Here is a 25,723-nt window from a genome sequence, read left to right as displayed (position 1 = left end):
ATTTTAGTTTTTGTTTGAAATTCTGGGGGGAATAATCAAAAAGCACCCTTCGGGATTAAGATAAATGGAGGCCTAAGGGTTTCCGAATATACTTTTTTACCAAGAGGAGGGATCTTATGAAATCAAAAAGAATAAATCAAATAGAGGAATATATTTTAGACAACAATACTGTAACTCTTGATAAACTAACTGATGTCTTTAAAGTTTCTAAAAACACTATAAGAAGAGATATACAAGAATTAGTCGAAAGAGGCAATATAAAGAAAGTATATGGAGGAGTATCTACTAGTTCCAATTCGTTAGTACCTTTTAATGAAAGACAAATAAAAAATAGTTATCCTAAAAATTTAATAGCTAAAACTGCTTCCAGTTTTGTTAACGATGGGGATATAATATTTATAGATTCTGGTACAACTACAGTAAATATGGCAGATTTTTTAAAGGATAAAAATAATCTAACTATAATAACCAACAATTTAATTTTTATTACCAATTCCATCAAATATGATAATTTGAATATAATTTCTACTGGTGGTACTTTAGTTAGAAAAACTAATTCTTTTGCGGGGATAGATTCATTAAATTTACTTAAAAATTATAATATAAATAAGTCATTTATGGCCGCTACAGGTATATCACTGACTAATGGAATCACAAATTCCTCTCCACTTGAGGGAGAAATCAAAAAAACAGCTGTTAAAAAAAGTAATGAGGTATTTTTATTAGCTGATTATTCAAAATTTGATATCTGCTCTTTAATAACCTATTGTAATTTAAGCGATGTAGACTATTTAATAACAGATAAAACTCCACCTAATGAATATATTGAATCCATTGAAAAAAATAAAGTAAATTTAATCATATCAAGAAAAGAGGATTAAATGTCAGAACTTTAATTAAAACCTTGCACCAATTTAAATATATAAACTGGCACAAGGTTTTACCCCATTTAACATAAAAACTTATTATTTTCTCTTAATCTACAACAATTACAGGTTTAATTAAGTCTTTTGGCTTGTTTTTCATAAGTAATAAGGATTCTTCAATATGATCAAAGCCATGGTATACGTGCGTAACTAACTTGCTTGGATCTAGTTTATTATATATAACAAGATCTATAAGCCTTTCCATTCTAACTCTTCCGCCTGGACACAAACCACCTTTTATGGTTTTATGAGCCATTCCGCATCCCCATTCCACTCTTGGTATTTCAAGATTTCCACTGCCATGATAGTTTACATTTGAAACTATTCCACCTGGCTTAACCATTCTTATTGCCTGTCCTAATGTGTTTGTTCCTCCACCTGCCATTATTACACGGTCAACGCCTTTTCCTGAAGTAAGTTCCATTACCTGTTCAACTATATCGCCATTTTTATAATTAACAATGTCATTTGCTCCATAAAATTTAGCAGCTTCTACACATACCGGTCTACTTCCAACTCCTATTATTCTTCCTGCACCATGAAGCTTTGCACCAGCAATTGCCATAAGTCCTACAGCACCAATTCCTATAACAACTACGCTGCATCCAGTTTCAATCTCTGCAAGCTCTGCTCCGTGTATTCCTGTAGTTACCATATCAGTAATCATTACTGCTACTTCTGGTGAAATTTCATCCGGCAAAATTGCAAGATTTGCATCCGCTTCATTAACATGAAAATAATCTGCAAAAACTCCATCCTTGAAATTCGAAAATTTCCATCCTGCAAGCATTCCACCAGAATGCTGTGGAAATCCTCTCTGAACATCTAGAGATTCCCAATCAGGCGTTGTACATGGAACTACAACCCTATCTCCTACCTTAAAATCTTTAACTTCACTTCCTACAGCAGCTACTTCACCAACTGCCTCATGTCCTAAAATCATATTTTCTCTTTCACCAAGAGCACCTTCAAAAACTGTATGTATATCTGAAGTACATGGAGATACAGCTAATGGATGAATCAATGCATCATAAGGCCCAAAACTTGGTTTATCCTTTTCAATCCAACCCACTTTATTAATGCCAAGCATTGCAAAACCCTTCATAAATATCACTCCTAATAATTGTTATTTAATTAACATTCCTTACAGTGTTATTTAAATAGCAATATCTATGCCAAATTTAAAAATATTTATGAATGTCGACCAAATCAATACACTTATTTATTTAATACATATCAGCAATATCAATGCTTAATACGCTATAAATAATTACTGCATATTATAATAAATCTGTTAAAAATAAAACATATATAATTATACCATTTAAAATATTTGTTTAAAAAGTCAACACTTTTTCTATAATAGCTGTTGTATTTTTAAACATTGTATATTATTTAAACAATTAATCTTTTTTTAAATTTTTATACCGTATTTATTTATTTTATTATACAATGTAGTTCTATTTATATTTAATATTTTAGCCGCTTTAGATAAATTTTTATCACACTTCTTAATACAATCTAAAATAGCTATTTTCTCCCACTGACTTAAGGAACACATATTATACTCATGTCCAGTAATACTGTTTTTTTCGGAACTATTCAAAATATTTTTATCAAAATTAAAGGATATATCTCCATTCATATTAACTATATTTTCAATACAATTTTCTAATTCTCTTACATTTCCCGGCCAATCATAATTCAACATTTTATTATATAAATCTGATTTTATATCCGGAACAGACTTTTTGAGTTTAGAAGATTTTAATCTCAAAAAATAATCTATTAATAAACTTATATCTTCTTTTCTCTGTCTTAATGGTGGTACATATATTGGAATAACACACAATCTATAGTATAAATCCTCTCTAAAATTGCCTTTCTTAATCTCTTCTTTAAGATCTTTATTGGTAGCAGCAATAATCCTTGAATTTATTTTTATATATTTCCTTCCTCCAATTCTTGTTATGCAGCCCTCCTGAAGTACTCTAAGCAAATTTACCTGCATATAAAGTGGCATTTCACCTATTTCATCCAAAAATATAGTTCCGTTGTTTGCAAGTTCAAATTTTCCTATTTGTCCTCCTTTTTTCGCACCTGTAAAAGTTCCTTCTTCATATCCAAATAATTCGCTCTCAATTAAATTTTTAGGTATAGCACCACAATTTATTGCTACAAATCCATAATTTCTTCTTTCACTGCTATTATGAATAGCCTGTGCAATAAGTTCTTTTCCAGTCCCACTCTCTCCTTGAATTAATACTGTAGATGGACTATCTGCAATACTTTCAGCATATTCTTTAACTTTAACCATACAACTACTTTCACCAATTATATCTGAGAAATTGTATTTTGCCCTCATGCCAGTATACTTGTTTACCATATTAAATACCTTCTGTATGTCTTTGAGTGCTATTACCATTCCACTTATACATTGATGTCTATCTTTTATAGGATAAACATTTAAATTATATCTTTTATTTTTTATGTATATAGTAAAGTCATTTATTTCACTATCTATATCCTTCCATCCATCTATTAAATCTATTATATTTTCATTTATGGCACATTGTTGATCAATTTCAAGCATTTTACAAGCTAGATTATTTATTGATTTTATATTTCCTATAGAATTTATTGTAATAATTCCCATATCCATGGAGTTTATTATAGTATTAAGATATTGATATGCCTGAACAAGTTCATTTTGAGATTTTTGTACTTCTATGTGATTTTCTATAGATTTAACTGCAGCTACCACGAGCCCTAAAGTATGAGGATGTACAAGCTGATATTTTCCAGTCAGATTAAGACAACCAATTATATTCCCTTCTTTATCATGTATTGTATCAGCAGAGCAAGTCCAGATATGATACGCATTTATGTAGTGTTCCTTTCCTGCCATCTGTATTGCCATGTCTTCATAAATAGCTGTACCAATTGCATTAGTACCGGTGCTTTTTTCACTCATGTCAGCACCTTCTATCATTTTCATCTTTCTTGCTTCTTCTACTACATCTTTATCCCCTATAACAACGAGTATAATCCCATCTTTATCTGTAAGGTCCAGAAAAAATCCAGAACCTCTTAAAAAATCATAAAGTATCTTCATGAATGGTTTTGCCACTTCTATAAGCTCCACATTTTCAGAACTCAATTCTCTTAATTGATGTTCATTTAAATTTTTAGTTGGAAATATTCTCTCTTTAGGAATTGAATATTCTTTTCCGCATCTTTCCTGCGATTTTTTTATTATATCTTTGCTATCTAATAAATTTATCATTATATCACCCCTTGTTCAGTTGGAAATTGAGAATTGACAGTACATAATTTAAATTTAATTGCATCAATATAATATCAATTATAGCATTCAAATATATAAAAATAAGGCGTGAGATTAATCTTAACTAAATAACACGCCTTAACACAACTTCTATAATTATATCTTAGTCTAGTTTATTTTCCTTTTTTAATTCATCATCAGTTATAACACAAAAATTTGAAGTTTTTCCTTCATATTCTTCAGTTTCTGCTACAGTTGTTTCATTTTTGCGCCCAGATCCAGCAGCTCCTGGTACTCTAAATTTATTTTTATCAAGTTTTTCTATAGGTTTCTCTATAGGTTTATCAAGTTGAGGTATCCAGTCATATGGTACTCTATATGACCTATAGACCATATTCATTTTAACAGAATCATTGCCATCATATGGGCTTATATACTCCCATACTATTTCATGATCTTTAGTAACCTCTATAATACGTCCATCAGATCCTTCTGTTATAAGAGTATTTCCATTTGGCAGACGTTGGGCATTGCTTATAAATGGACTATAAAATCTTGCAGCATCCAGAGGAATTATAAAACCAGCTTCTTTAGGAGTATACTGCCATACTATTTTTAAAGTTATAGGATCAAATTCAATGACTCTTGAATAATCCCTCAAAGCATTTCTATTTCCACTTGTAGAACCAGGATTTGGAACACCATATCCTCCCCATCCTCCGTTATCAAATACAAGTATGTTTCCTTCTCCTGGAAGTCCCCTAGGTATCATATGTACATTATGTTGTCCTATTATCCAACCTAAATTAATAAGTTCTTCACTTGTATCATAATGTGGTCCTATTTTCCATACGATTTTTCCTGTCTTTTTGTCTATAATAGCCAGAATATTAGCTTCCCTACTGTCCAAAATAATATTATCCGGATTAAATCTTTCATCTCCATCATCAAACCACCTGTTAGGTCCTATCAATGATATAGAATTTATATGGAGCCAATCTCCTACACCACCGCCTGCTGTCCTAATATTTGGATTGCGATATAATATATTCTTGGCTGCCTCGTCAAAACCAAATTCATCAAAATGGTCACTGGCATTCCATTTCCATATAATCTCTCCATCCCAGTTAACTTCAATAATTTTGTCGTCCAATAACATTCTATCGGATATTCTATTGTTTTCCACATTTTCGTGACATAAAATGAGAGTATTTCCACTATCAACTTTTGGTTCCATGCCAGGAACATAATATCCTACTGGATTTCCTTCTCTTTGATAATCATGATGTTGTCTTGCCATCCACTTTGGTTTTTGTCCTGGATCTTCTATATATTCATGTCTATTAAACTTCCAAACTATATTTCCATCCCAATCTACCTGTACAAGATCAGTCATATCTTGAAATCCGTATCTTGAATCCCTTTCTCCTGTACTTCCTATAACATACCCACCTGGTAGTATTTTATTAGGAAATCCATGGAGATTCTTCCACAGCTGAACCTCCTGGCCATTCATATCAATTAATAATGCTCCTGTATCTTTTGCTTGAAAAATAGTATAACCACTCCAACATTTTTTAGGATTGTATATTGTAACCCCCGTTGGATAAACGCTTGGGTACCCCATAATTATCCTCTCCATTCATAATTTATAATTATTTTAAAGCCTTCTCATAATATGATTTATCTACCCAACTAGAAGTGCTAAACTTATTTGTTATCAAATTGTTATCTAACAAGAACTTTTGCGTTGCATCCAGTCTCTTTATTGTATCCTGATTTATTTCTGTTTTTAACACATCAAAATTAGGTGCTTCACCACTATACTCCTGTTTTACAGCCTCTAGACTTAATCCAGCTTTAGTTAACAATTTATAACTATCTTCTGGGTTTGATTTAAAATAATTTCTAGCTTCAATTAATGCCTTATCTATAGCAACAGGTACTTTCGGATTTTGCTTAGCATAACTATCTAAAGCAACTACAATACTTTGAGCACTCATTTCTGGATACTGTCTTGAACTTACAATATTTCTTGCTACTTTTTTAACAGAAGTCAATTGAAGTGCTTGATCATCTGTAAGTACAAGTGCATCTAAGTTACCTGAAACAAGTGAAGATTCTGCATCTGTAGTAACATTTACAAGTTGAACATCTTTATCTGAAAGGCCATTTTTACTTAATATTTCAAGCAAAAACTTCTGCATATACGTTCCCTTGGTAAATCCTATTTTTTTGCCCTTAAGATCTTTTACTGTCTTTATTTTAGAATTGTTTTGTACAACCACAGTAGAATAAATTTTATTTTGGCTTATTCCAATCAAGTCTGTTTGTACACCTTTTGACTTTAATACAACTCCAGGAAAATCTGCATATACTGCAATATCTATTTTATTACTAGTAAGTGCTTCATTTACTGCCGGACCTTGTCCTGAAAAAGGATCATATTCCACAGTATATCCTATCTTTTTTAATTGTTCTTCAAAAAACTTTTTTTGCTGAGCTATAGCAGCTGCTCCACTTAGGGAATACTGGCTTCCAGGATATCCTATCCTAACAACTTTCTTTCCACTATTAGTAGATGAATTACTCGAATTTCCACCGCTTTGAGAGCATGCTGTAAGTGAAAAGGTAAAAAAAACTGCAAAAATTACTGATAATAACTTTTTTTTCATTTGTTTATCCTCCATTTTTTATATAAATTTTAACTATGCTAAATTACATAATCTGGTTCAATATTATTTTCTACAAAGAATTCATTGAATATCTGTTTTCTAAGCACAGAAAAATTATGACTATTTCTATCTCTAGGTCTGTCAATTTCAACAGGTAAAATGTTCTTTATTTTTCCAGGTCTTGAAGACATTATTACAACTCTATCTCCTAAATATATGGCTTCATCAATATCATGGGTAACCAATATCATAGTGGTTTTCTCTTTTTCCCAAATTTTTAAGATTTCTCTTTGCATCTGTATTCTTGTAAGTGCATCTAATGCACCGAAGGGTTCATCTAAAAGCAAAACTTCCGGTTTATGAACCAATGCTCTTGCAATAGCAGCTCTCTGCGCCATTCCTCCAGATAATTGATGTGGATATGCATTTTCAAATCCCTTTAATCCAACTAGTTCAATATGATCTAATACAAGCTTTTCCTTTTCATCATTAGAAATATCATATAGTCCAAATGATATATTGTCTTTAATTGTAAGCCATGGCAAAAGTCTATGGTCTTGAAATACCATTCCAATTTTTGTACCAGGTTCACTTATCTCTTTGCCTCCTAAAGTTACAGATCCAGAATTATGTTTCTCAAGCCCTGCTATAATTTTAAGCAATGTACTCTTTCCACATCCACTATGTCCAACAATACTTATAAATTCTCCTTTTTTAATATGTATATTGATATTTCTAAGAATTTCTATTTCTTTATAGTTCACCATATAACTTTTATCTAAATTTTTTATAACTAAATCTTCGATATTCTTTTCCAAAATGTATACCTCCCATTATTAAAATCTTTCCCATCTGGATGCAAAATGTGCAATTCTTCTAAGAAGAGTATCCATCAAAATTCCAACTGTACCTATTACTATAATTCCAACTATTACAACATCAGGCTGCATTAAACTTCTTGCATCATTTATTCTATATCCTATACCTGAACTTGAAGCTATCATTTCAGCTGCTACTACTGACATCCATGAAGACCCTGCTCCAAGCCTAAGTCCAACAAATATAGATGGAACAGCAGAAGGAAGATACACCTTTTTAAATAAATCTATTTTCTTTATCTTATATAATTTTGCCACTTCAAGATATTGCTTTGGGGTATTCTTAATACCATTTATAGTATTAAGCAAAATAGAGAAAAAAGCACCTATTGCTATCATAATAACTTTTGAAGTTTCTCCTATTCCAAACCAAAGTATAAAAAGTGGTATCCATGCTAGTGGTGGTATTTGTCTTATTCCATTAAAAACTATAGTGAAAAATTTATTTGTTTTCTCTGAAATTCCCATAATTATTCCCATAGTTATGCCTAATATAACGGCAATAAAGTATCCTTTAAATACCCTTATCAAACTTGTAGTCAAATCGTTTATTAATTGCCCACTTTTTATCTGAGAAATAAATGATTTTATTACGTCTCCAATAGATGGAAGTAATATAGATGGAACTATTTTTAATTTACTAATTAATTCCCATGTAATTAAAATTAAAATAGGAAATAATACATAATTGACAATTTCTTTTGTTAATTTAAAATATCTATTTTTTTTGTATTTGATCACTTTATTATTGTCTATATTATTATCAGTTTCCATATTCAAATCCTCCTTATTTATTATTACAGTTTTGCACTTCTTACTACATTGGTAAAAAGTATAATTTATATTTTACATACACTCCTTTTTAGTTAGTTTTTTTATAAATAATATTTAATTATTGAAAATACATAAAAAATTAATACGGCCATTTTCTTATAACAAGAAAAACGGCCGTATCTAAAGTGACTTTATTCACATATAACCATTTTATCTTATCTTTCAGAAAACTTATTCCGTAGGAATTAACACCGATACATTCAAATGAGAATGCCGGTTGTCGGGTTTCACAGGGCCAGTCCCTCCACCGCTCTTGATAAGAATTAGATTTTTTAACCATAAAAAAAGCACATTCACCTCTCTACAGAGGCAGAAGTACTCTTCCACGGTTCCACTCTGTTTATTGCAATATAAATTAATTTACAATAACTCATCTATTTAACGTTTTAACGGACGCTACCGCATAAACCTACTTAATTTCAATTTAAGAACTCATAAGTGCATTTCTACTACTCTATCTTAAAATTTCTCACAGCAAACAAAATTTCTCTCTTAAAGACTCTGTAGTATACTTCTCTTACTCATAGTATTTATAATTTTTATGTTGAGCTTATTATACTTTCTTAATCAGATTTTGTCAATAAAAATTTCATCAATGTTTGTGTCATTATGAACGAAAGATGATAATGTCTTAGTCTTAGTATACCAAAGTTGATTATGTCCCAAAAAAAAAACAAAATTTATATTAATAAAAAAGAAAACCTAATTGAAATATGTCCAAATGTTAGATATAAAACTAACATTTGAATAGGATCAATTAGATTTCTGCTTTTACATAAAGTTAGCCTCTAGTTTATCTAGTTGGTTATCTCTAGTTTGTCTAGTTAATGGGTGTATTATATATTTTATATTTAATTTTTTGGCCTCTAGTTTATCCAGTCGGCCTTATATGTTATTTATTTTACACAATTTATAATACAAAAAAACTGCAACAACATTCATATAAAAACATAAACGTTACTGCAGTACATTCAATTCATCATCATACAACATAAATCATCACTTTCAATTTTATCCATACACATAGTTAAAGAAGGTATCATATCTTTATCCATAAATCCATTTACACTTAAACTGCACATGAATAATACCTCCCTCAATAAAATAATAATTTTCATTCCTTAATATGATTTTATTATATCAAAATAAATATTGATGTCAAGTGCACAATATCTCAATGAAAATTTCATTAAAGTTATTTTTCTTTATTGTATACTTGTATATAGCATCCCTCTTCTGATATTATTAATATATCTTGTAATCCACCACACATATCCCTGCTCCAACTTTTTATATTAGAAATCTTTATAGTAAACATATTTAACTTTTCTATATCTTCTTTAGAATATATTACAATTTCATCATTATTTATATAAATTATTGATTTGTTATAGAATAGTAGGTTATTATTTGTTCCTTCTATACTTATTCCTATATCCTTTTCTTTAAAATATGCAAAATATCTGCTTAATTTTTCAATATCTATATTTTTAGATGTTGACATTTTAACCCTCCCATTCAATTTTTAACTTCTATCGTGAAGCATTTACACTCCCTATTAATATAATACTGCATCTTTCTATTATAACAAATACGGTTAAAATGCCAAATTGTATTTTTATTTTAAATATGATTACACAACCAATGCTGTAAATCTTCTATCACTTCATATCTATTTACTTCTCTTAACATTTCATGTCTTCCACTTTCATATATTTTATACGTTGTATCTTTAATTCCGAGTTTTTTGTACATTTTAAATAGTGTCTTTATACTTTCTCCATAATTTCCAAAAGGATCATCACTCCCTGATATCGAAAATACAGGTAGTTCTTTAGGTATTTTTTTAATAAATCTTTCCCTATGTAAATTCTTCAAGGCATTAATAAAATCTTCATAATAGCCAACTTTATAATCTATTGCTGCATATGGAGAGCTTAATGTATCCTCAAGCATATTAGAATCACTAGTTAACCAATCACAATCTGTTTTTGCCGGTTGAAATTTGTCATTATAATGTTTAAAAAAATAATTTGCAGTTTCTATACTCGGAGCTTTTCTTCCAGATTCAATGACTTCTTTTTCCACTACTTTAACTAATTTTTTTATTATTTTTCTATCAATTGGTCCAGTAGTGCCAGAATATATAATTCCATTTATTTCACTACCATATTTATATGCATATATCTGAGCTAAAACAGAACCTAAACTATGTCCTAAAAGAAAATTTGGCACTCCTGGATTCTCAATTTTTATAATATCGGTTAATAATTTAATGTCTTCAACCATCCATGTTATACCATCATCGCCCATATATCCTGCATTTTCTGCATAAGATGAGTCACTTATGTCTCCTGCCGTTCTACCATGTCCACGAGCTTCATTAATATATACTGCAAATCCTGCTTTAACCATATTCTCACTAAACTCTCTATAATAATTAGTGGTCTCTCCCATTCCATGTGCTATCTGTATAACTCCTTTTATCTTAGATTTATCACATGGAAACCATTTTTGTGTAAAAAGTTTCACTCCCTGTTGATCCTTATAAAAAAATGTTTCAGATTTATATTCTATATCACCCATGCACACACATATACCCCCAAAAATATATTTTCTAATTTACATATAATATCAAATTTTGTCCAGTGCCTGCTCAAAATCCGCTATTATATCTTCAATATCCTCAATCCCAACAGATACTCTGATCAATTCAGGTGTTACACCAGCTGCTCTTTGCTGCTCTTCAGTAAGTGCAATATGTGTTGTACTTGCTGGATGAATCACATATGTCCTTACATCGCCCAAATTAACAACTATAGAAGCTACTTTTAGACTCTTCCCTACTTTTTTTGCTGCTTCAATACCTCCCTTTACACCAAAGGTTAAAATTCCACTAGCACCGCCCTTTAAATATTTTTTAGCTCTATCATATTCCTTATCTAACTCTAAATATGGATATCTTACCCACTCAACTTTAGGGTGTTTTGAAAGATATTTAGCTAAACTTAATGCATTAGAACAATGCCTCTCCATTCTTAAATGCAAAGTTTCCAATCCAAGATTTGTCAAAAATGCATTAAATGGAGCTGGTGCTGCACCAAATTCTTCAACTAAATTTACTCTTAACTTGCCAGAAAAAGCTTTTTCTTTAAATTCATCTACAAATATTAAGCCTGTTGGACCTGTAGGAGTTGTATAATCAGGAAATTTTCCATTTGACCAATTAAAATTACCACCATCAATAATTATTCCTCCTAAAGACACTGCATGTCCATCTGAATATTTAGTTGTTGAATGCACCACAATATTGACACCATATTCAAATGGATTAGTTAGATAAGGTGTAGCAATAGTATTATCAACAATAAATGGTATATTTAATTTTTTTGCTATATACGAGAATTTATCAAAATCAAGTACATCAAGACCAGGATTTCCTATGGTTTCTCCATATATAAGCTTTGTATTTTCTTTAGCAGCAGATAATATCTCCTCTTTAGAAGCTCCTGGATCTACAAAATATACTTTAATGCCTAATTTAGGCAAAATTGTATTAAAGAGATTATAAGTTCCTCCATATAATTTAGAACTTGCAATAATACTGTCACCTGAATTAGCTATATTTATTATAGAATACACTACAGCAGATTGTCCGGAGGCAGTTGCTATCGCTTCAACTCCACCCTCCAATTCCACATATTTTTTTTCTAAAGCTGCAACTGTAGGATTTCCTATTCTTGTATACAAATATCCTGGAGTTTTTGCAGCAGCAACATCTCCTACCTCTTCAAATGTATCATATTTATAAGATGTACTCTGTACTATTGGTACTACCCTTGGATCTCCTGATTCAGGATAATATCCAGATTGCACTGATCTTGTCCCTATTCCAAATTTCTTATTCATAAAATTATCCTCCGATCGAAATATTCTTCACAAATTTAAACTTATGTTTATTTTATAAAAAGTACACTTATTTTAGTTCTCCTGTATAATATGGATTTAAACTATTTGTATATAAGTCTGAAGCCTTTACTTTGCCAGGTACTTCAAAATTAGTTAACTTATTTTTTTCTGCTGTTTTAATCCAAAAATTAATTTGCTCCGGTTTAATCCATTTTTGATCTGGATATATATTACCAGACATATCTTTAATATTCATTTTTAAGTAATCAGCAGCAATTTTTAATGATTCTTGATAATTTTTATCTATATACTGCTGTGCTTTAAGATCTGCTACTATGTAAGCTTTTACCACATCAGGATACTTTTTTATAAAATTTTCACTAAATGCACGAACTGCAAGTCCACTAGCTTGACCATCTCCAGCTTTCTGACCAATTTTATAACTTGTAGTAAGAATTCTTGCACCACCATCATTTTTAATTTTCATATTATATGGTGAATGTAGAATAGCTACGTCTATATTACCTTGTTTAAGTGCCTGTTCCTGCTGTTGATCCTTCATAACAACAATTTTGGTTTTTTTAACATCGACTCCATTTTGTCGTAAAAACTCTGCATTCCAAAGTTCCGCACAGCTGCCCCTACCACTCATAGCAATTGTTTTACCAACTAAATCCTTTGCAGATTTGATATTTGAATTACTTCTTACAAACCAGGTCATATGTGTTTTATCAAAATCAGGACTATCAACCATACTGGTAAGCACAATTTTAAGTTTAGCTCCTGCATCTCTGGCTGAAGCAATTGTTACAACATGTCCTGAATCAAATAAATCATTGTCGCCTTTAGTTACTGACTGTGCTAAGCTCACATTAGGCGATAAAACTCCAGTATACTCAGGAATTATTCCAACCTGTTTAAAAAATCCTTTTTTGTCAGCTATAATAGCTTCATTAAAACCAGTTTGGGTTTCAATTTTAAGATGAAATGGCTTAGTTAATTTACCATTTACAAATTTACCTGTATAAGGTTTAGTACTATCATTTACATTAGATTCGCTTGATTTTTTACTTCCACAGCCTGTAAACGTTGATACCACAACTACTACGCTGAGTACTAACATTAAAAATTTTTTTGTTGACCTATTCATAATAAATACACTCTCTTTTCCACATTATTTTTTACTTTAGTTCACCTTTATAATAAGGGTTTAGGTCATTAGTATATAAATCTGAAGCTTTTACTTTACCAGGTACCTCAAATCCACTCAACTTGTTTTCCTCAGCTACCTTAATCCAAAAATTAATTTGTTCTGGCTTAACCCATTTTTGATCTGGATATGTTAAACCTCCCATATTTTTTGTATCCATTTTTAAAAACTCACCAGCAGTTTTTAAAGCCTCATCATAATGGTTGTTTATATATTGTTGTGATTTAATAGTTGCTACTATATATGCTTTTACCACATCAGGATATTTTTTTATAAAATCTTCAGTAAATGCACGAGCACCAACTCCACTAAGACGCCCATCACCATCTTTAGCTGCAATATTATAACTGGTAGTTAAAACTTTTAATCCTCCATCATTCCTGGCTTTTATATTATATGGGGCATGTAGTATAGCTACATCTATATTTCCCTGTTTAAGTGCTTGCTCTTGTTGTTGATCCGGCATAACAACGATTTTAGTTTTTTTAACATCGACTCCATTTTGTCGTAAAAATTCTGAATTCCAAAGTTCTGCACAACTACCTTTACCACTCATTGCAATTGTTTTCCCAACTAAATCCTTTGCAGATTTAATATTACTGTTACTTTTTACAAACCATACCATGTGATTTTTACGTGGATCAGTGCTATCACTACTTCCTGTAAGCACAACCTTGAGGTTTGCACCAGCTTGTTGTGCCTGAGCAATAGTTGTTATATGACCTGAAGTAAAGACATCATTTTGGCCTTTAACTATAGATTGCACTAAACTTACATTAGGAGGCAAGACACCAGTAAATTCAGGAATTATTCCTACTTCTTTATAAAATCCTTTTTTATCTGCTATAATAGATTCTTCAGTAAATCCTGTAGGAGTTTGCATTTTTAAATGAAATGGTTTTGTAAGTTTGCCATTTACAAATTTTCCTGTGTACGGCTTGGTACTATCATAAATTTCAGATGAATTAGATGAGCTTGACTGATTCAAGTTTGATTTTGTATTTCCACATCCTGAAAGTATTGACATCGATGTTGCTGTACAAAATGCTATCAACAAAAAATTTTTTATAGATTTTCTCATATTTAATCCACTCCCTATTCCACTATTTCCATCTCGTAATTCTCTTTTCAAACGCTACTATTATATAATTTACAATAATTCCTATTAATGACATTGTAATAATTGCAGCATACATTTTAGGTATTTGATACTTTATTTGAGTATCATATAGTAAATAACCTAATCCAGAACTTGCTCCCATCATTTCAGCAGCAATTAATACTAATATTGCCGAAGTTGCACTAAGTCTTATGCCTGTTATAATTGAAGGAAATGCAGAAGGCAATATAACCTTTCTAAATATTGTAAATTGAGAAGCACCCATGGATTTTGCAGATTTAATTAAAATAGGTTCTACACCCTTTACTCCATTAATAGTATTTAAAAGTATAGCAGACCAAACACCCCAAAAAACTATGGCAACTTTAGAAATCTCACCTATACCAAAAAACAACATAAAAACTGGTAATAACGCAAGAGTAGAAGTTTGTCTGAATAATTGAAGCAATGGATCTATATAAAATTCAATCTTCCTAAAGGAACCTATAATAAGACCTAATGGAATAGCTATTGCCAATCCCAGCCCAAATCCTGCTAAAGAACGTTTTAAACTAACTACAATATTAGTTATAAGCTCCCCAGAAATAAGCATCTGAAAAAAGGTCTTTATTACTACAGAAAATGGAGGTAAAAAATTACTATCAATTATTCCTGCACGCGATACAACTTCCCATATCAAAAGAAATATTACTATTCCCAGCAGCTGTTTTAAATTAAATATAATTTTTTTGATTCTTGTAAATATGACATGATTTTTTGATTCTTCTACTTGCTTTATAGAATCGTTTAACAACTCACTCATTTTTTATATCTCCTTATATATAAATAATTTATTTTTTCAAAACAATAAAAGCCAAAGATTCTGAACAGGAATTTTATTCAAAACCTCTGGTTTTCCAGTCGGGTATTTTTCATGTGATTTATTTAATTTACTGCACTTTCAGGTATATCATATAATCCTTCATTATAGTCTGCTTCCTCACCTGATATTTTTTTCTTACTTTTAGTATTTTTAAGTAATTCCCATATTCTATGTCTCAATACTGTAAATTCCTCAGATGATTTTATATCTCCGTTTTCTCTTGGTCTCGGTATATTTATATCAATTATTTCCTTGATAGTACCAGGATTTTTGCTCATAACAACTACTCTATCTGATAAAAATACTGCTTCTTCAATACTATGTGTAACAAATAATATAGTTTTATGTGTTTTTTCCCATATATGAAGCAGCTGTATATGAAGTTCTTCTTTTGTTTGTTCGTCTATTGCAGCAAAAGGCTCATCCATTAGTAATACTTCAGGATTATAAGCTAACGCTCTAGCAATAGCCACTCTCTGTTTCATACCACCTGACAATTCATGCGGATACCTATTTTCAAAACCTTTTAATCCAACTAGATCCAGATATTTTTCACTTATTTTTTTTCTTTCACTTTTGTTAACTTTTTTAATTTCTAATCCAAACTCTATATTCTTTTCTATAGTCCTCCATGGGAAAAGTGCATATCCCTGCATAACTATACCTCTATCCAGTGCAGGTCCATGTATTTCTTTATTATCAATAAATATCTTTCCTGTATTACCTTTTATAAGACCTCCTACAATATCCAAAAATGTTGATTTTCCGCACCCACTTGGACCAACTATAGATACAAATTCACCACTTTTTACTTTCAAGTTAATACCCCTTATAGCTTCAAAATCCTTTTTATCTCCTTTATCCTGATTTTTAGCATGATACTTATATCCAACATTTTCAGCCACTATTTTATAGTCTGACACAACATTAACTTTTCTATCTATACTTTCAACACTCATAAATAAAACTGCCTCCTTAATTTTTTATCATATTATATTATGTCATCTTCTAAATGTTAAAAAGGCTAAAGTAACATATGGAGTTACCTTAGCCTTCAGTTCTCTGATCAACTAAATTTCTATTAACAACTATAACTATTTTCTATTTTCAATCACATCCAATCTATACTAAATTTATTCTTTAGATACTTTCCTGAAATATTTATAAACTAAAAAACTTCCTACAGAGAAACTGTAAGAAGTCATATCCTTAGGGTTTCTCATCTTTCAGGTTTTACCTGCTGGAATTAGCACCGTTGGAAATATTAATCCAGGTTGCCGGGCGTCATAGGGCCAGTCCCTCTGCCTCTCTTGATAAGAATTTATATATTTAATTTTAATTTATATTTACTATACAATGTTTTAATTTACTTGTCAATACAAATTTAAAATTTTTATCTATTTATGGGTTAATATAGTATTACAAAATATTGATCTATACCAATCTAACTTTTTCACTTTTATCTATCTGTACTACTCTTCCATCCTGAATAACCAAAGTTATTGAACCATATCTTATTACTTTCAGCATATCAAGTAATTTATTTAAATCCTGCTGTGAAATACTATTAGCATATAGTCCTTTTTTATTCACCTTTATCCCTCCCTATAAACAAATAAAATTTTAAATATAAAAAACCCAGGATTATTGTTTATTTATAAGTTTCTAGTATATTTCCATATATATCTTCAATCAATCTTAAGCCACCATTATATCCCAAGTATTCTCCATTTAATACAAGTCTGTGCATAACAGGAAGAGTTATATTTATTCCAAATGCATTTAATTCTTTAATTATGTCTCTATCCCATGAGCTTCCTAAAATCAATGGAATATGTGTTCCATGATTGTATTTTCTAAGTCTGTCATGTATCTTTCCGCCATCTTCCTCAAAAAACACTTCAAATTTTCTAGTAGGTGAAAGCCTATCGAATTCATCTTTTATATCCTTTTGATATTTTTCCGGTGCATCATCTGTTATATACTGCTCACCCGGAATAATTCCCAATTCATTTAACAAAAATTGACTTATACCAAGTGCATAAAAAGAATCTGCTATATTAAAAAATCTACCTGGTATACTGTACCTAAATTCAAGGAAAAAATCTGCTGACCTCTCCAAGTAATAGTAAAAATTATCTTCTTCCTTTCTAATAAAATCTTCAACCTTACTTGAATCAAGTTTTGCGAATTCTGCTACCGTTCTTAAAAATTTGCTGGTTTCTTTAGCTCCTATAGGAGGCACAGCATAATGTAAATAAGGTGTACCATATTTTTTCTTCAACAATTCTGCTGTTTCAATTCCAACCCATGGAGAAACTACAAGATTAAATTCAGCGTCCGGTATTGTATTCAATTCTTCTACTCCTCCAGACTCAGGTCCAAATAGTATATTAGCTTTAAGTCCTATACTTTCTAAAAGATATTTTATCTGACTTAAGTTTCCCGCCCAAAAACTATCCTGATACGGAACTGACGCCCAAACATTTACAAGACCCTTTTTTACATTCGGACTTCTTTCTCCTATAAATTGATCAATTATAGCTTTAATTACAAGTTCATGTCCTTTAAAATTTGTACCTTTAAAACCACCTGTTTCAGCATATACTATCGGTACTCCCTGATCTTTGTAGTCTCGTACTATCTGTCCCACATCATCACCTACTATATCTGATGTACATCCAGTAAGAACTACAAAAAGTTCACCTTTTAAAACCTTAAGGGTTCCATCAATTACCTCTCTTAACCTCTTTTCTCCACCAAATACAACTTCTCTTTCAGTAGAATTAGTGCATGGAATAGTTCCACCTCCAGAATATCCTGTGCCTTGATACCCGGAATCATTACTAAGTCCCCTAAAAAGTTTTACGCCGCATCCCGGTCCTGAATGAAGTATTGGTATTGCTCCCTTTATTGCAATTACAGATTGCTGCGCTCCAAGAGTACAATAATGTCTAGGTTGTTCTACTACTTTAGTCATGATTATTTACCTCCCAAAAAAGTATCAGGTCTTTGATTAAGCCACCAGTCCGTATACACAAGTTTAGAATGAGCAGCAATATTTTTTACAAACTCTGGAGTTTCAAGCACATCCAAAACTTTATTTCCATAATTCAATAATCCCTGATATCCTAATCCAAATTGTTCATCACCCATCAAAAACGTTGGTATTCCAAGCTTAGCTCCCCATATAGACATACCGCCATGACGTGCCACAAATATATCTGGTTTTAATTTATTTAAAGAATTTACAAGTTCATAAGCTTGCTTGTTACATATACTAAAGTGATTTATATCTCCATAAGTTTCAACTGCATGATCCAGACTTTTCCCTTCCTGTGATCTATTATCATAGCAAGGATCATGGTGAAATATAGATGCACCTACAACTTCCATTCCCAAATCTCTTAAAAGTGAAATTAAACTGTGGCCATGAGCGGCACCAGCTGTAATATAAGCTCTTTTTCCTTTTAATTTTTCTCTTAATTTTTCAAGCTCTGGATATATCCTTTCTTTTTCTGATTTAATTAACTCTTCTACTTCTTTTTCTTTGCCGGTTATTTTTCCAAGCTCTCTAAACCACTTATCTGTTCCCTGTATTCCATAAGCAGGTGGTGCTTTAACTTCCGGTACTCCATATTCCTGTTCAAGAGATGCAGCCAGGTAAGTCCCAAGTGTAGGACAAATTTGTACAGTAGCTGCTGCTTCAGACATCTTTTGTAATTGAGCAATTGTGGAAAATGGAATTATATAATTTGGCTTCAAACCTATTCTTCCAAATAAATCAGTAAAAATATCACTGCCCCAAAAATTAATTACATTTATCATATCTTTTCTCTTTTTAGTTGGCGCCTTTACTATCTTTCTAACTATTCCATGATATGCTGCATCAAAACCTGTTGTCCAAATTTTAGATTTGAATCCCTCACAAGGAATATACACAACAGGAATTTTTAACTGTTCTTCTGCTTCTTCAGCTATGGTATCTACATCGTCACCTATAATTCCCGATGCACATGATGTAGTTATGAAAATTGCATTTGGTTTAAATCTATCATAAGCTTCCTTTATGGTGTTTTTTAATTTTTCTCCTCCACCATATATAGTGTCCTTTTCAGTTAAATTTGTACTTAATAATCTGGCATTTCTAAATGGAATGTTCCTTTTGCCTTGTCCTACTCTATTGGTAAAATTAAAATCTGAAAAGTCGGCTGAACATCCAAGCGGTGCATGATTTATAACAACTGCATCCTGTATCATAACTAACTGACACAATGCATTACCTGAACTGCACCCTAAACACTGGCTAAAAGAATGTTTCCTGTCGCAAAGTCTTCCTTCTTTTGATTTATTGCAAAGCTCAGATGCGTTTCCATAAAATCCTGTAATTGAACCAAGTCTTGCTTCCCTAATTTCAACTTCTGGTGACTTTATATTAATACTCAAAATTATTACCTCCCTCTAAAACTTAAATAAAAAAAAGACTATGCATAAGTACAATAAATGAACTTGCATAGTCTCCAGTATATCTGGTCAACTAAACCTATTATTAAAAACTGTATTTGAAAATTAAAATACAAAAACTTCTTACAGAGAAACTATAAGAAGCTTGTTTACTTTCCATTTCTCATCTTTCAGGTTTTACCTGCTGGAATTAGCACCAATAAAATATTTTAGGTTGCCGGGCATCATAGGGCCAGTCCCTTAGCCACTCTTGATAAGAACAATATTTAATTTAACAATATGATAACTAATAAAACTTAATATGTCAATACCTTTATCTATTTAGTATTTTAAAAATTATCAAATAAAAATAAATTTTGTATTGACAAAAAGATAAAAAAATTATATATTGTATTTAATTTATTTTTATTCTTATAAAATTAAATATGAAATTCTTATCAAGAGCGGTGGAGGGAATGGCCCAGTGAAACCCGACAACCAGCATTTTTATTTAAATGTATGGTGTTAATTCCAACAGAATGTTTCTGAAAGATGAGAAAAATAATCTTGAATTTTAAGTTGTTTTTCTTATGAAAAACAACTTTTTTATTCTAATATTTAAATAATACTAATTAACTGACCAGTAAACTGGAGGTTGCATCTTAATTAAGGTGCAACCTCTTATTTTTTATAAAAAATAATTTAAATGAAGGGAGTTTTTATAATGTCAAATAAACCTTTAAAATTCGATACAATAAAAATAAGAGGAGGTTATAATTCTGAAGATCACAATCATTCTGTATCAGTTCCAATATATGAAACTGCTGCTTTTGATATAGGTGGTACAAAACGAGCAAAGAAATTATTTTCATTTTCAGAGCCTGGTTTTATATACTCCAGGTTAAGCAATCCAACGGTTGAAATACTTGAAAAAAGAGTTTCAGCTTTAGATGGTGCAGCTGGCGCAATTGCTTTAAGTTCTGGTATGGCAGCAATAACTTACACACTTCTTAATATAGCCGAAGATGGTGGTAGAATACTTACTACTCCATACCTTTACGGCGGAACATTAGACGGATTCAAAAAAATATATCCCAAATTTGGCATCAAAATAGATAAATTTGGTGATATAAATAACCCTGAAGCACTTGCCAAACAGATAAAACCAGATACTAAGGCTATATTTGTAGAAACTATAAGTAATCCAAATGCTGTAGTAGCCGATATAGAAAATATTGCAAAAGTAGCTCATGAGCACGACATACCACTTATTGTAGATAACACACTTGCTACTCCATATCTTCTTAATCCAATAAAATATGGTGCAGATATTGTAGTTTATTCAGCTACAAAGGCACTTAATGGACATGGAAATGTAATTGCAGGTCTAATTCTAGAAAGTGGTAAATTTAACTGGGCAAATGGTAAATTTCCTCAATTTTTAGAACCCTATTACACTTTAAGAGATAGTAATGATAAACCAAGAAACTTTCTTGAAACATTTCCTGAATTTCCATTTACAACAAGAATAAGAATGAATTATTTGAATTATTTTGGTGCAGCTTTAAGCCCTTTTGATGCATATCTTGTGCTTTTAGGTCTTGAAACTCTATCTGAAAGAATTGAAAAACAGTTATCAAATACTAAAAAAGTAATAAGTTATCTTCAAGAAAATGATAATGTACAATGGATAAAATATCCTTCTTTAAGTACTAGCCCTTATAAAAAACTTTCAGAAAAATATTTGCCAAAAGGTTCTGGATCAGTATTTTCATTTGGTATTAATGGAACAGACTCAGAAATAGATGAATTTCTGGATTCAATAAAACTTTTTAGCTATCATACCAATATAGGTGACTCCAGATCTTTAATTGTAAATTCACCTAAAACCACGCACGGCGAGCTTACCCCTGAAGAAAAGGAGCTTTCCGATATACCTTATAATACAATAAGACTTTCAATAGGTCTTGAAGATCCAGAGGACTTGATAGATGATTTGGATCAAGCCTTTGAAAAAACTTTCTCAAAAAAATTAGAAAAGGCAATAAAGTAATTAATTTATAAATATAGAAAGATGAGGGGACTACTATGAAAAAATTTAAAAGTATAGCTGCAATTTTTTTAATCGCAGCCTCAATTCCAGTGCTTGCAGCATGTGGACAAAGTACTGCTACTTCAAATCAAGCATCAGGAAAATATAAATATGGCAAACTTCAAATTCAAGCTCTAGGCGGTGGTGTCTGTGGCGCTCCTGCTTATATAGCTAAAGAGAAAGGATTTTTCGCTAAAGAAGGATTAGATGTAACTCTAGTAAGCGGAAATTTTGAAGAAGCAAAAGCTGGACTCGCAAGTGGTAAATTTACAGTAGCAAATGGTGATTTTCAGTACTTTCCATCAGTTCAGCAGGGACTTGACCTTAAAGTTGTAGGAGGACTTCATAAAGGTTGTATAAAATTAGTAGTCCCTCCTAATTCAAAAATAAAATCAGTAAAAGATTTGAAAGGTAAAAAAATTGGTGTAGATGAAATTGGTGGAACTCCTATGGCTATAACAAGTGTTGCTTTAGCTAATAATAATATCGATCCTACTAATGGCGTTAAATGGCTTGCATATCCACTTGATCAACTTGAACAGGCCATAGACAAAGGTGAAGTTGATGCTTTTGCAGCATGGGATCCATATGGGACACAAGCTCAAATTAATAAAAACTTTAGAGTTTTAACAGATATTGCAACAGATCCTCTATTTAAAGGAAAAACTTGCTGCTTCCTGTATGCCTCTGAAAAACAAATTAAAGAAAATCCACAAAGAATTGCTGCAATCGTAAGGGCATATAAAGAAGCCGATGACTGGATATCAAAACATCCAGAAGAAACTGCAAAAATTGAAGTTGAAAAAAAATATGTACCAGCTGCTGATGTAAAATTAGTTACCCAACTAATAAAAGCTTATGACTTCAAATATACTACTGATGGTGCTAAAGATGATGTAAATTATTTTGTAGGCCAATTAAATAAAACTGGATTTTTAAAGAAGGATACAGATCCTAGTACATTTACTAAAAATGTCTATTATGATGCATTAAGTAAAAGCTAAGGCAAAAATTTGTAATTTATATATTTAAAAAGTTATCCTTTTTTAAATATTTATGAAAGGATAACTTTTATAATATCTCGTTATTTAAAAGGAGCGTGATTAAAAAATGAATATTTCAAGTCAATCTGCAAAATCCGAAGATGTTATAGATTTAAAGGATGATGAAAATTTTAGAAATACCAAAATAGATGTTAAAGTACATGATAGTGTTAACTGGAAGCCTCAGTCAAAAATATGGCCGATTTTACAAATTGCAGCTTTCATTGCAGCGTTAATTATAAATATTGCTTTACCAACAGTTCAAATAGTTAATGTTACCCCCTATAGAGTAGTATTAATATTTTCTATAGCATTTTTAGTAATACAATATATTATTTCTTTTTTTAACGAAAAAATAAAAGCAAAGGTAAATCATAGATCTCAATTTTATTTTGTTAGCGGCGTTGTACTTTCAGTGTGGGATATTTTGTCTACAAAAACTAATATATTACCACTGCCTTTCTTCCCAGGTCCAGGACAAATATTACAAGCAATGTTTGATGATTGGCAAACTTTGCTCATAAGTACAGCATACTCCCTAAGACTATTATTTATAGGTTTTGCTGTCGGTACTATATTAGGATTGACATCAGGTGTTTTAATAGGCTGGTATAGACAATGGTATTATTGGTTTTTCCCTGTGCTTAAAATTATAGGCGTAGTTCCAGCAGTAGCCTGGATACCAATAGCAATGATGATATTTCCATCAGCCCTAATTTCTGAGGTATTTTTAATTGTTCTTTGCGTATGGTTTCCTGTTGCATTTATGGCATGTGGTGGTATTGAAAACATTCATAAGTCATACTTTGAAGCTGCTAGAACTTTAGGAGCAGATGAAAAATTCTTGATATTTAAAATAGCTATACCAGGTGCTATGCCTTCCATATTTACTGGTATTTATACAGCAACTGGTCTTTCCTTTACCACACTAGTTGTATCTGAGATGATAGGTGCAAAAGCTGGACTTGGCTGGTATATAAATTGGGCAAAAGGCTGGTCAAATTATGCTAAAGTATATGCAGCAATAATAATAATGGCAATAGTATTTTCTATTGTACTTGCTATTATATTTAAAATTAGAGACAGAGTTCTCATTTGGCAAAGGGGGCTATTAAAATGACAAAAAGTGTGATTTCCACCAATGGTTCCATCAAAGTAAAAAATGTAAATAGAATTTATGTAGATGCAAACGGAAACTTAGTTGAAGCCCTCCATAATATAAATCTCAGTATTAGACCTGGAGAATTTATTTCATTTATAGGTCCTTCAGGCTGTGGTAAAACTACACTAATGAGACTAATTGCAGGTCTCGATAAACCTCAAAGTGGAGAATTATTTTTGGATAATGAAAAAATTAAAAGTACAAATTTTGAGAGAGGATATGTTTTTCAACAAGCTAATCTATTTCCCTGGGAAACTATTGAAAATAATATTGCAGCAGGTCTTAAAGCCAGGAAGATTTATAAAGAGCATAAAGCAGACGTGGCAGAATATATAAAACTTACTGGTCTTGAAGGTTTTGAGAAATCTTATCCCCACCAAATATCAGGTGGTATGGCACAAAGAGCTTCACTTGCCCGTGCACTTATAAATAATCCAAAAGTTCTCCTGCTTGATGAACCCCTAGGTGCATTAGATGCCTTTACTAGAATGGACTTGCAAGATAAATTAATTGAACTCTGGGAAAGAAGAGGAACTACAATGGTTCTAGTTACCCATGATGTAGATGAGGCAATTTATCTCAGTGATAGAATAGTAGTTATGACACCACGTCCTGGTAAAATAGAAAACATTGTAGATGTAAAACTTGATAGACCTAGAAATAGAAATAGCTCTGCTTTTATTGAGCTAAGAAAGAAAATATTAGATAATCTCCATATAGCTACAGCACACTAAAGAAATGTCAGTAGATTTGTGTAAAAAACAAATCTACTGACATTTCTTTTAAAACTTCAAAATCATATCATACCACGTAACGCCACCATGCACTGATTTAGATATACCTTTGTTTACATATCCAAACTTTGAATAATAGTGAATGAGTTTTTTCTTACAAGTAAGAATGACGCCTTTTCTACCTGATGCTTTTGATATTTTTATCATATAATTCATTAATTGTGCCGCAATTCCATGATTGCGATAGTCCGGTAAAACATCAAGTCCAAAAATTGTCTGGTAGTCTCCATCTGGAACATGAAGTGATGAATCCTCATATAGTTCATCATATATAGAACTTTCATTAGTAATACATCCATTAATTAATCCAATAATTTTTTTATCTTCTTCTGCAACAAAAAAATTGTGTGGAAATGTTTTTATACGCTGATCTAAGGATTCTCTTGTAGCTGCTTCCGCTTCTGGAAAGCATATTTTTTCAATTTTTGCCACTGCATCCAAATCATATATTGATATTTGTCTAATTTTAATATCCATTATTATCCTCCT

General features: G+C 31.1%; 22 protein-coding genes, 4 riboswitches and 1 other annotated feature. Of the genes, 5 read left to right on the top strand and 17 right to left on the bottom strand.

Annotated features, from left to right (window positions below; all coding sequences use genetic code 11):
* The first annotated feature begins 116 nt into the window (after positions 1-116).
* Entirely contained in the window at positions 117-881 is a 765-nt protein-coding gene (locus tag J2Z42_RS07945) for a DeoR/GlpR family DNA-binding transcription regulator (protein ID WP_209702113.1), read from the top strand.
* Between the two features lie 94 nt (positions 882-975).
* Here the strand turns inward: J2Z42_RS07945 and J2Z42_RS07940 are convergent, their stop codons facing one another.
* The 16 genes from J2Z42_RS07940 to J2Z42_RS07865 form a co-directional block, all read right to left on the bottom strand.
* The gene (locus J2Z42_RS07940) at positions 976-2,031 is read right to left on the bottom strand and encodes an NAD(P)-dependent alcohol dehydrogenase (protein WP_209702112.1); all 1,056 of its coding nucleotides are present in this window, start codon (positions 2,029-2,031) and stop codon (positions 976-978) included.
* A gap of 309 nt (positions 2,032-2,340) precedes the next feature.
* A complete protein-coding gene (locus J2Z42_RS07935) occupies positions 2,341-4,212 on the bottom strand; it encodes a sigma-54-dependent Fis family transcriptional regulator (protein WP_209702111.1) in 1,872 nt (623 codons plus the stop codon).
* A gap of 163 nt (positions 4,213-4,375) precedes the next feature.
* Entirely contained in the window at positions 4,376-5,839 is a 1,464-nt protein-coding gene (locus tag J2Z42_RS07930; RefSeq protein WP_209702110.1) for an aryl-sulfate sulfotransferase, read from the bottom strand.
* 28 nt (positions 5,840-5,867) lie between these two features.
* Entirely contained in the window at positions 5,868-6,887 is a 1,020-nt protein-coding gene (locus tag J2Z42_RS07925) for an ABC transporter substrate-binding protein (RefSeq protein ID WP_209702109.1), read from the bottom strand.
* A gap of 38 nt (positions 6,888-6,925) precedes the next feature.
* Positions 6,926-7,654 (bottom strand): ABC transporter ATP-binding protein, encoded by a 729-nt coding sequence (locus J2Z42_RS07920; protein WP_439897320.1) that lies wholly within the window; start codon positions 7,652-7,654, stop codon positions 6,926-6,928.
* A gap of 69 nt (positions 7,655-7,723) precedes the next feature.
* On the bottom strand, positions 7,724-8,539 hold the full coding sequence (locus J2Z42_RS07915) for an ABC transporter permease (protein WP_209702107.1): 816 nt from the start codon (positions 8,537-8,539) through the stop codon (positions 7,724-7,726).
* Positions 8,540-8,751: 212 nt separating this feature from the next.
* Positions 8,752-8,862: riboswitch (SAM riboswitch) on the bottom strand.
* 39 nt (positions 8,863-8,901) lie between these two features.
* Positions 8,902-9,133 (bottom strand) — a binding site (T-box leader).
* A 661-nt stretch (positions 9,134-9,794) separates the two neighbouring features.
* Positions 9,795-10,103: a hypothetical protein gene (locus J2Z42_RS07910; RefSeq protein ID WP_209702106.1), complete on the bottom strand. Its 309-nt coding sequence runs from the start codon at positions 10,101-10,103 to the stop codon at positions 9,795-9,797.
* 119 nt (positions 10,104-10,222) lie between these two features.
* Complete coding sequence (locus J2Z42_RS07905) at positions 10,223-11,185, bottom strand: alpha/beta fold hydrolase (protein WP_209702105.1); 963 nt, start codon at positions 11,183-11,185, stop codon at positions 10,223-10,225.
* Positions 11,186-11,233: 48 nt separating this feature from the next.
* Complete coding sequence (locus J2Z42_RS07900) at positions 11,234-12,508, bottom strand: O-acetylhomoserine aminocarboxypropyltransferase/cysteine synthase family protein (RefSeq protein ID WP_209702104.1); 1,275 nt, start codon at positions 12,506-12,508, stop codon at positions 11,234-11,236.
* 67 nt (positions 12,509-12,575) lie between these two features.
* On the bottom strand, positions 12,576-13,658 hold the full coding sequence (locus J2Z42_RS07895) for an ABC transporter substrate-binding protein (protein ID WP_209702103.1): 1,083 nt from the start codon (positions 13,656-13,658) through the stop codon (positions 12,576-12,578).
* A gap of 31 nt (positions 13,659-13,689) precedes the next feature.
* Entirely contained in the window at positions 13,690-14,799 is a 1,110-nt protein-coding gene (locus tag J2Z42_RS07890; RefSeq protein WP_209702102.1) for an ABC transporter substrate-binding protein, read from the bottom strand.
* 22 nt (positions 14,800-14,821) lie between these two features.
* The gene (locus J2Z42_RS07885) at positions 14,822-15,640 is read right to left on the bottom strand and encodes an ABC transporter permease (protein ID WP_209702101.1); all 819 of its coding nucleotides are present in this window, start codon (positions 15,638-15,640) and stop codon (positions 14,822-14,824) included.
* Positions 15,641-15,762: 122 nt separating this feature from the next.
* Entirely contained in the window at positions 15,763-16,659 is an 897-nt protein-coding gene (locus J2Z42_RS07880; protein WP_209702100.1) for an ABC transporter ATP-binding protein, read from the bottom strand.
* Positions 16,660-16,916: 257 nt separating this feature from the next.
* Positions 16,917-17,020: riboswitch (SAM riboswitch) on the bottom strand.
* Positions 17,021-17,134: 114 nt separating this feature from the next.
* Positions 17,135-17,293 (bottom strand): DUF2292 domain-containing protein, encoded by a 159-nt coding sequence (locus tag J2Z42_RS07875; protein WP_209702099.1) that lies wholly within the window; start codon positions 17,291-17,293, stop codon positions 17,135-17,137.
* A gap of 58 nt (positions 17,294-17,351) precedes the next feature.
* Entirely contained in the window at positions 17,352-18,680 is a 1,329-nt protein-coding gene (locus J2Z42_RS07870; RefSeq protein ID WP_209702098.1) for a nitrogenase component 1, read from the bottom strand.
* 2 nt (positions 18,681-18,682) lie between these two features.
* On the bottom strand, positions 18,683-20,146 hold the full coding sequence (locus J2Z42_RS07865) for a nitrogenase component 1 (RefSeq protein ID WP_209702097.1): 1,464 nt from the start codon (positions 20,144-20,146) through the stop codon (positions 18,683-18,685).
* A 178-nt stretch (positions 20,147-20,324) separates the two neighbouring features.
* A riboswitch (SAM riboswitch) is annotated at positions 20,325-20,424 on the bottom strand.
* Between the two features lie 171 nt (positions 20,425-20,595).
* Positions 20,596-20,702: riboswitch (SAM riboswitch) on the top strand.
* Positions 20,703-20,867: 165 nt separating this feature from the next.
* On the opposite strand from J2Z42_RS07865, the gene J2Z42_RS07860 reads away from it, so the two are divergent.
* The 4 genes from J2Z42_RS07860 to J2Z42_RS07845 all read left to right on the top strand — a co-directional run bounded on the left by J2Z42_RS07860 (position 20,868) and on the right by J2Z42_RS07845 (position 25,174).
* Entirely contained in the window at positions 20,868-22,196 is a 1,329-nt protein-coding gene (locus J2Z42_RS07860) for an O-acetylhomoserine aminocarboxypropyltransferase/cysteine synthase family protein (RefSeq protein WP_209702096.1), read from the top strand.
* 35 nt (positions 22,197-22,231) lie between these two features.
* Complete coding sequence (locus tag J2Z42_RS07855) at positions 22,232-23,239, top strand: ABC transporter substrate-binding protein (RefSeq protein WP_209702095.1); 1,008 nt, start codon at positions 22,232-22,234, stop codon at positions 23,237-23,239.
* 106 nt (positions 23,240-23,345) lie between these two features.
* The gene (locus J2Z42_RS07850; protein ID WP_209702094.1) at positions 23,346-24,398 is read left to right on the top strand and encodes an ABC transporter permease; all 1,053 of its coding nucleotides are present in this window, start codon (positions 23,346-23,348) and stop codon (positions 24,396-24,398) included.
* The gene (locus J2Z42_RS07845; protein WP_209702093.1) at positions 24,395-25,174 is read left to right on the top strand and encodes an ABC transporter ATP-binding protein; all 780 of its coding nucleotides are present in this window, start codon (positions 24,395-24,397) and stop codon (positions 25,172-25,174) included. Before J2Z42_RS07850 ends, J2Z42_RS07845 begins: the two co-directional genes overlap by 4 nt.
* A gap of 48 nt (positions 25,175-25,222) precedes the next feature.
* On the opposite strand, the gene J2Z42_RS07840 is transcribed toward J2Z42_RS07845, so the two are convergent.
* A complete protein-coding gene (locus tag J2Z42_RS07840) occupies positions 25,223-25,711 on the bottom strand; it encodes a GNAT family N-acetyltransferase (protein ID WP_209702092.1) in 489 nt (162 codons plus the stop codon).
* Between the last annotated feature and the right edge of the window lie 12 nt (positions 25,712-25,723).

It is taken from the genome of Clostridium algifaecis (genome assembly GCF_017874415.1).
Lineage (GTDB): Bacteria > Bacillota > Clostridia > Clostridiales > Clostridiaceae > Clostridium_B > Clostridium_B algifaecis.
Note: the sequence above shows the minus strand (reverse complement) of the source record. Positions and strands in the feature narration are given on the sequence as shown.

Coding starts and splice junctions, on each gene's coding strand:
- J2Z42_RS07840 (WP_209702092.1), bottom strand. CDS start 25,711: ATGGATATTAAAATTAGACAAATATCAATATATGATTTGGATGCAGTG.
- J2Z42_RS07870 (WP_209702098.1), bottom strand. CDS start 18,680: ATGACTAAAGTAGTAGAACAACCTAGACATTATTGTACTCTTGGAGCG.
- J2Z42_RS07940 (WP_209702112.1), bottom strand. CDS start 2,031: ATGAAGGGTTTTGCAATGCTTGGCATTAATAAAGTGGGTTGGATTGAA.
- J2Z42_RS07880 (WP_209702100.1), bottom strand. CDS start 16,659: ATGAGTGTTGAAAGTATAGATAGAAAAGTTAATGTTGTGTCAGACTAT.
- J2Z42_RS07850 (WP_209702094.1), top strand. CDS start 23,346: ATGAATATTTCAAGTCAATCTGCAAAATCCGAAGATGTTATAGATTTA.
- J2Z42_RS07910 (WP_209702106.1), bottom strand. CDS start 10,103: ATGTCAACATCTAAAAATATAGATATTGAAAAATTAAGCAGATATTTT.
- J2Z42_RS07905 (WP_209702105.1), bottom strand. CDS start 11,185: ATGGGTGATATAGAATATAAATCTGAAACATTTTTTTATAAGGATCAA.
- J2Z42_RS07935 (WP_209702111.1), bottom strand. CDS start 4,212: ATGATAAATTTATTAGATAGCAAAGATATAATAAAAAAATCGCAGGAA.
- J2Z42_RS07920 (WP_439897320.1), bottom strand. CDS start 7,654: ATGGTGAACTATAAAGAAATAGAAATTCTTAGAAATATCAATATACAT.
- J2Z42_RS07900 (WP_209702104.1), bottom strand. CDS start 12,508: ATGAATAAGAAATTTGGAATAGGGACAAGATCAGTGCAATCTGGATAT.
- J2Z42_RS07930 (WP_209702110.1), bottom strand. CDS start 5,839: ATGGGGTACCCAAGCGTTTATCCAACGGGGGTTACAATATACAATCCT.
- J2Z42_RS07945 (WP_209702113.1), top strand. CDS start 117: ATGAAATCAAAAAGAATAAATCAAATAGAGGAATATATTTTAGACAAC.
- J2Z42_RS07895 (WP_209702103.1), bottom strand. CDS start 13,658: ATGAATAGGTCAACAAAAAAATTTTTAATGTTAGTACTCAGCGTAGTA.
- J2Z42_RS07915 (WP_209702107.1), bottom strand. CDS start 8,539: ATGGAAACTGATAATAATATAGACAATAATAAAGTGATCAAATACAAA.
- J2Z42_RS07925 (WP_209702109.1), bottom strand. CDS start 6,887: ATGAAAAAAAAGTTATTATCAGTAATTTTTGCAGTTTTTTTTACCTTT.
- J2Z42_RS07890 (WP_209702102.1), bottom strand. CDS start 14,799: ATGAGAAAATCTATAAAAAATTTTTTGTTGATAGCATTTTGTACAGCA.
- J2Z42_RS07860 (WP_209702096.1), top strand. CDS start 20,868: ATGTCAAATAAACCTTTAAAATTCGATACAATAAAAATAAGAGGAGGT.
- J2Z42_RS07845 (WP_209702093.1), top strand. CDS start 24,395: ATGACAAAAAGTGTGATTTCCACCAATGGTTCCATCAAAGTAAAAAAT.
- J2Z42_RS07855 (WP_209702095.1), top strand. CDS start 22,232: ATGAAAAAATTTAAAAGTATAGCTGCAATTTTTTTAATCGCAGCCTCA.
- J2Z42_RS07885 (WP_209702101.1), bottom strand. CDS start 15,640: ATGAGTGAGTTGTTAAACGATTCTATAAAGCAAGTAGAAGAATCAAAA.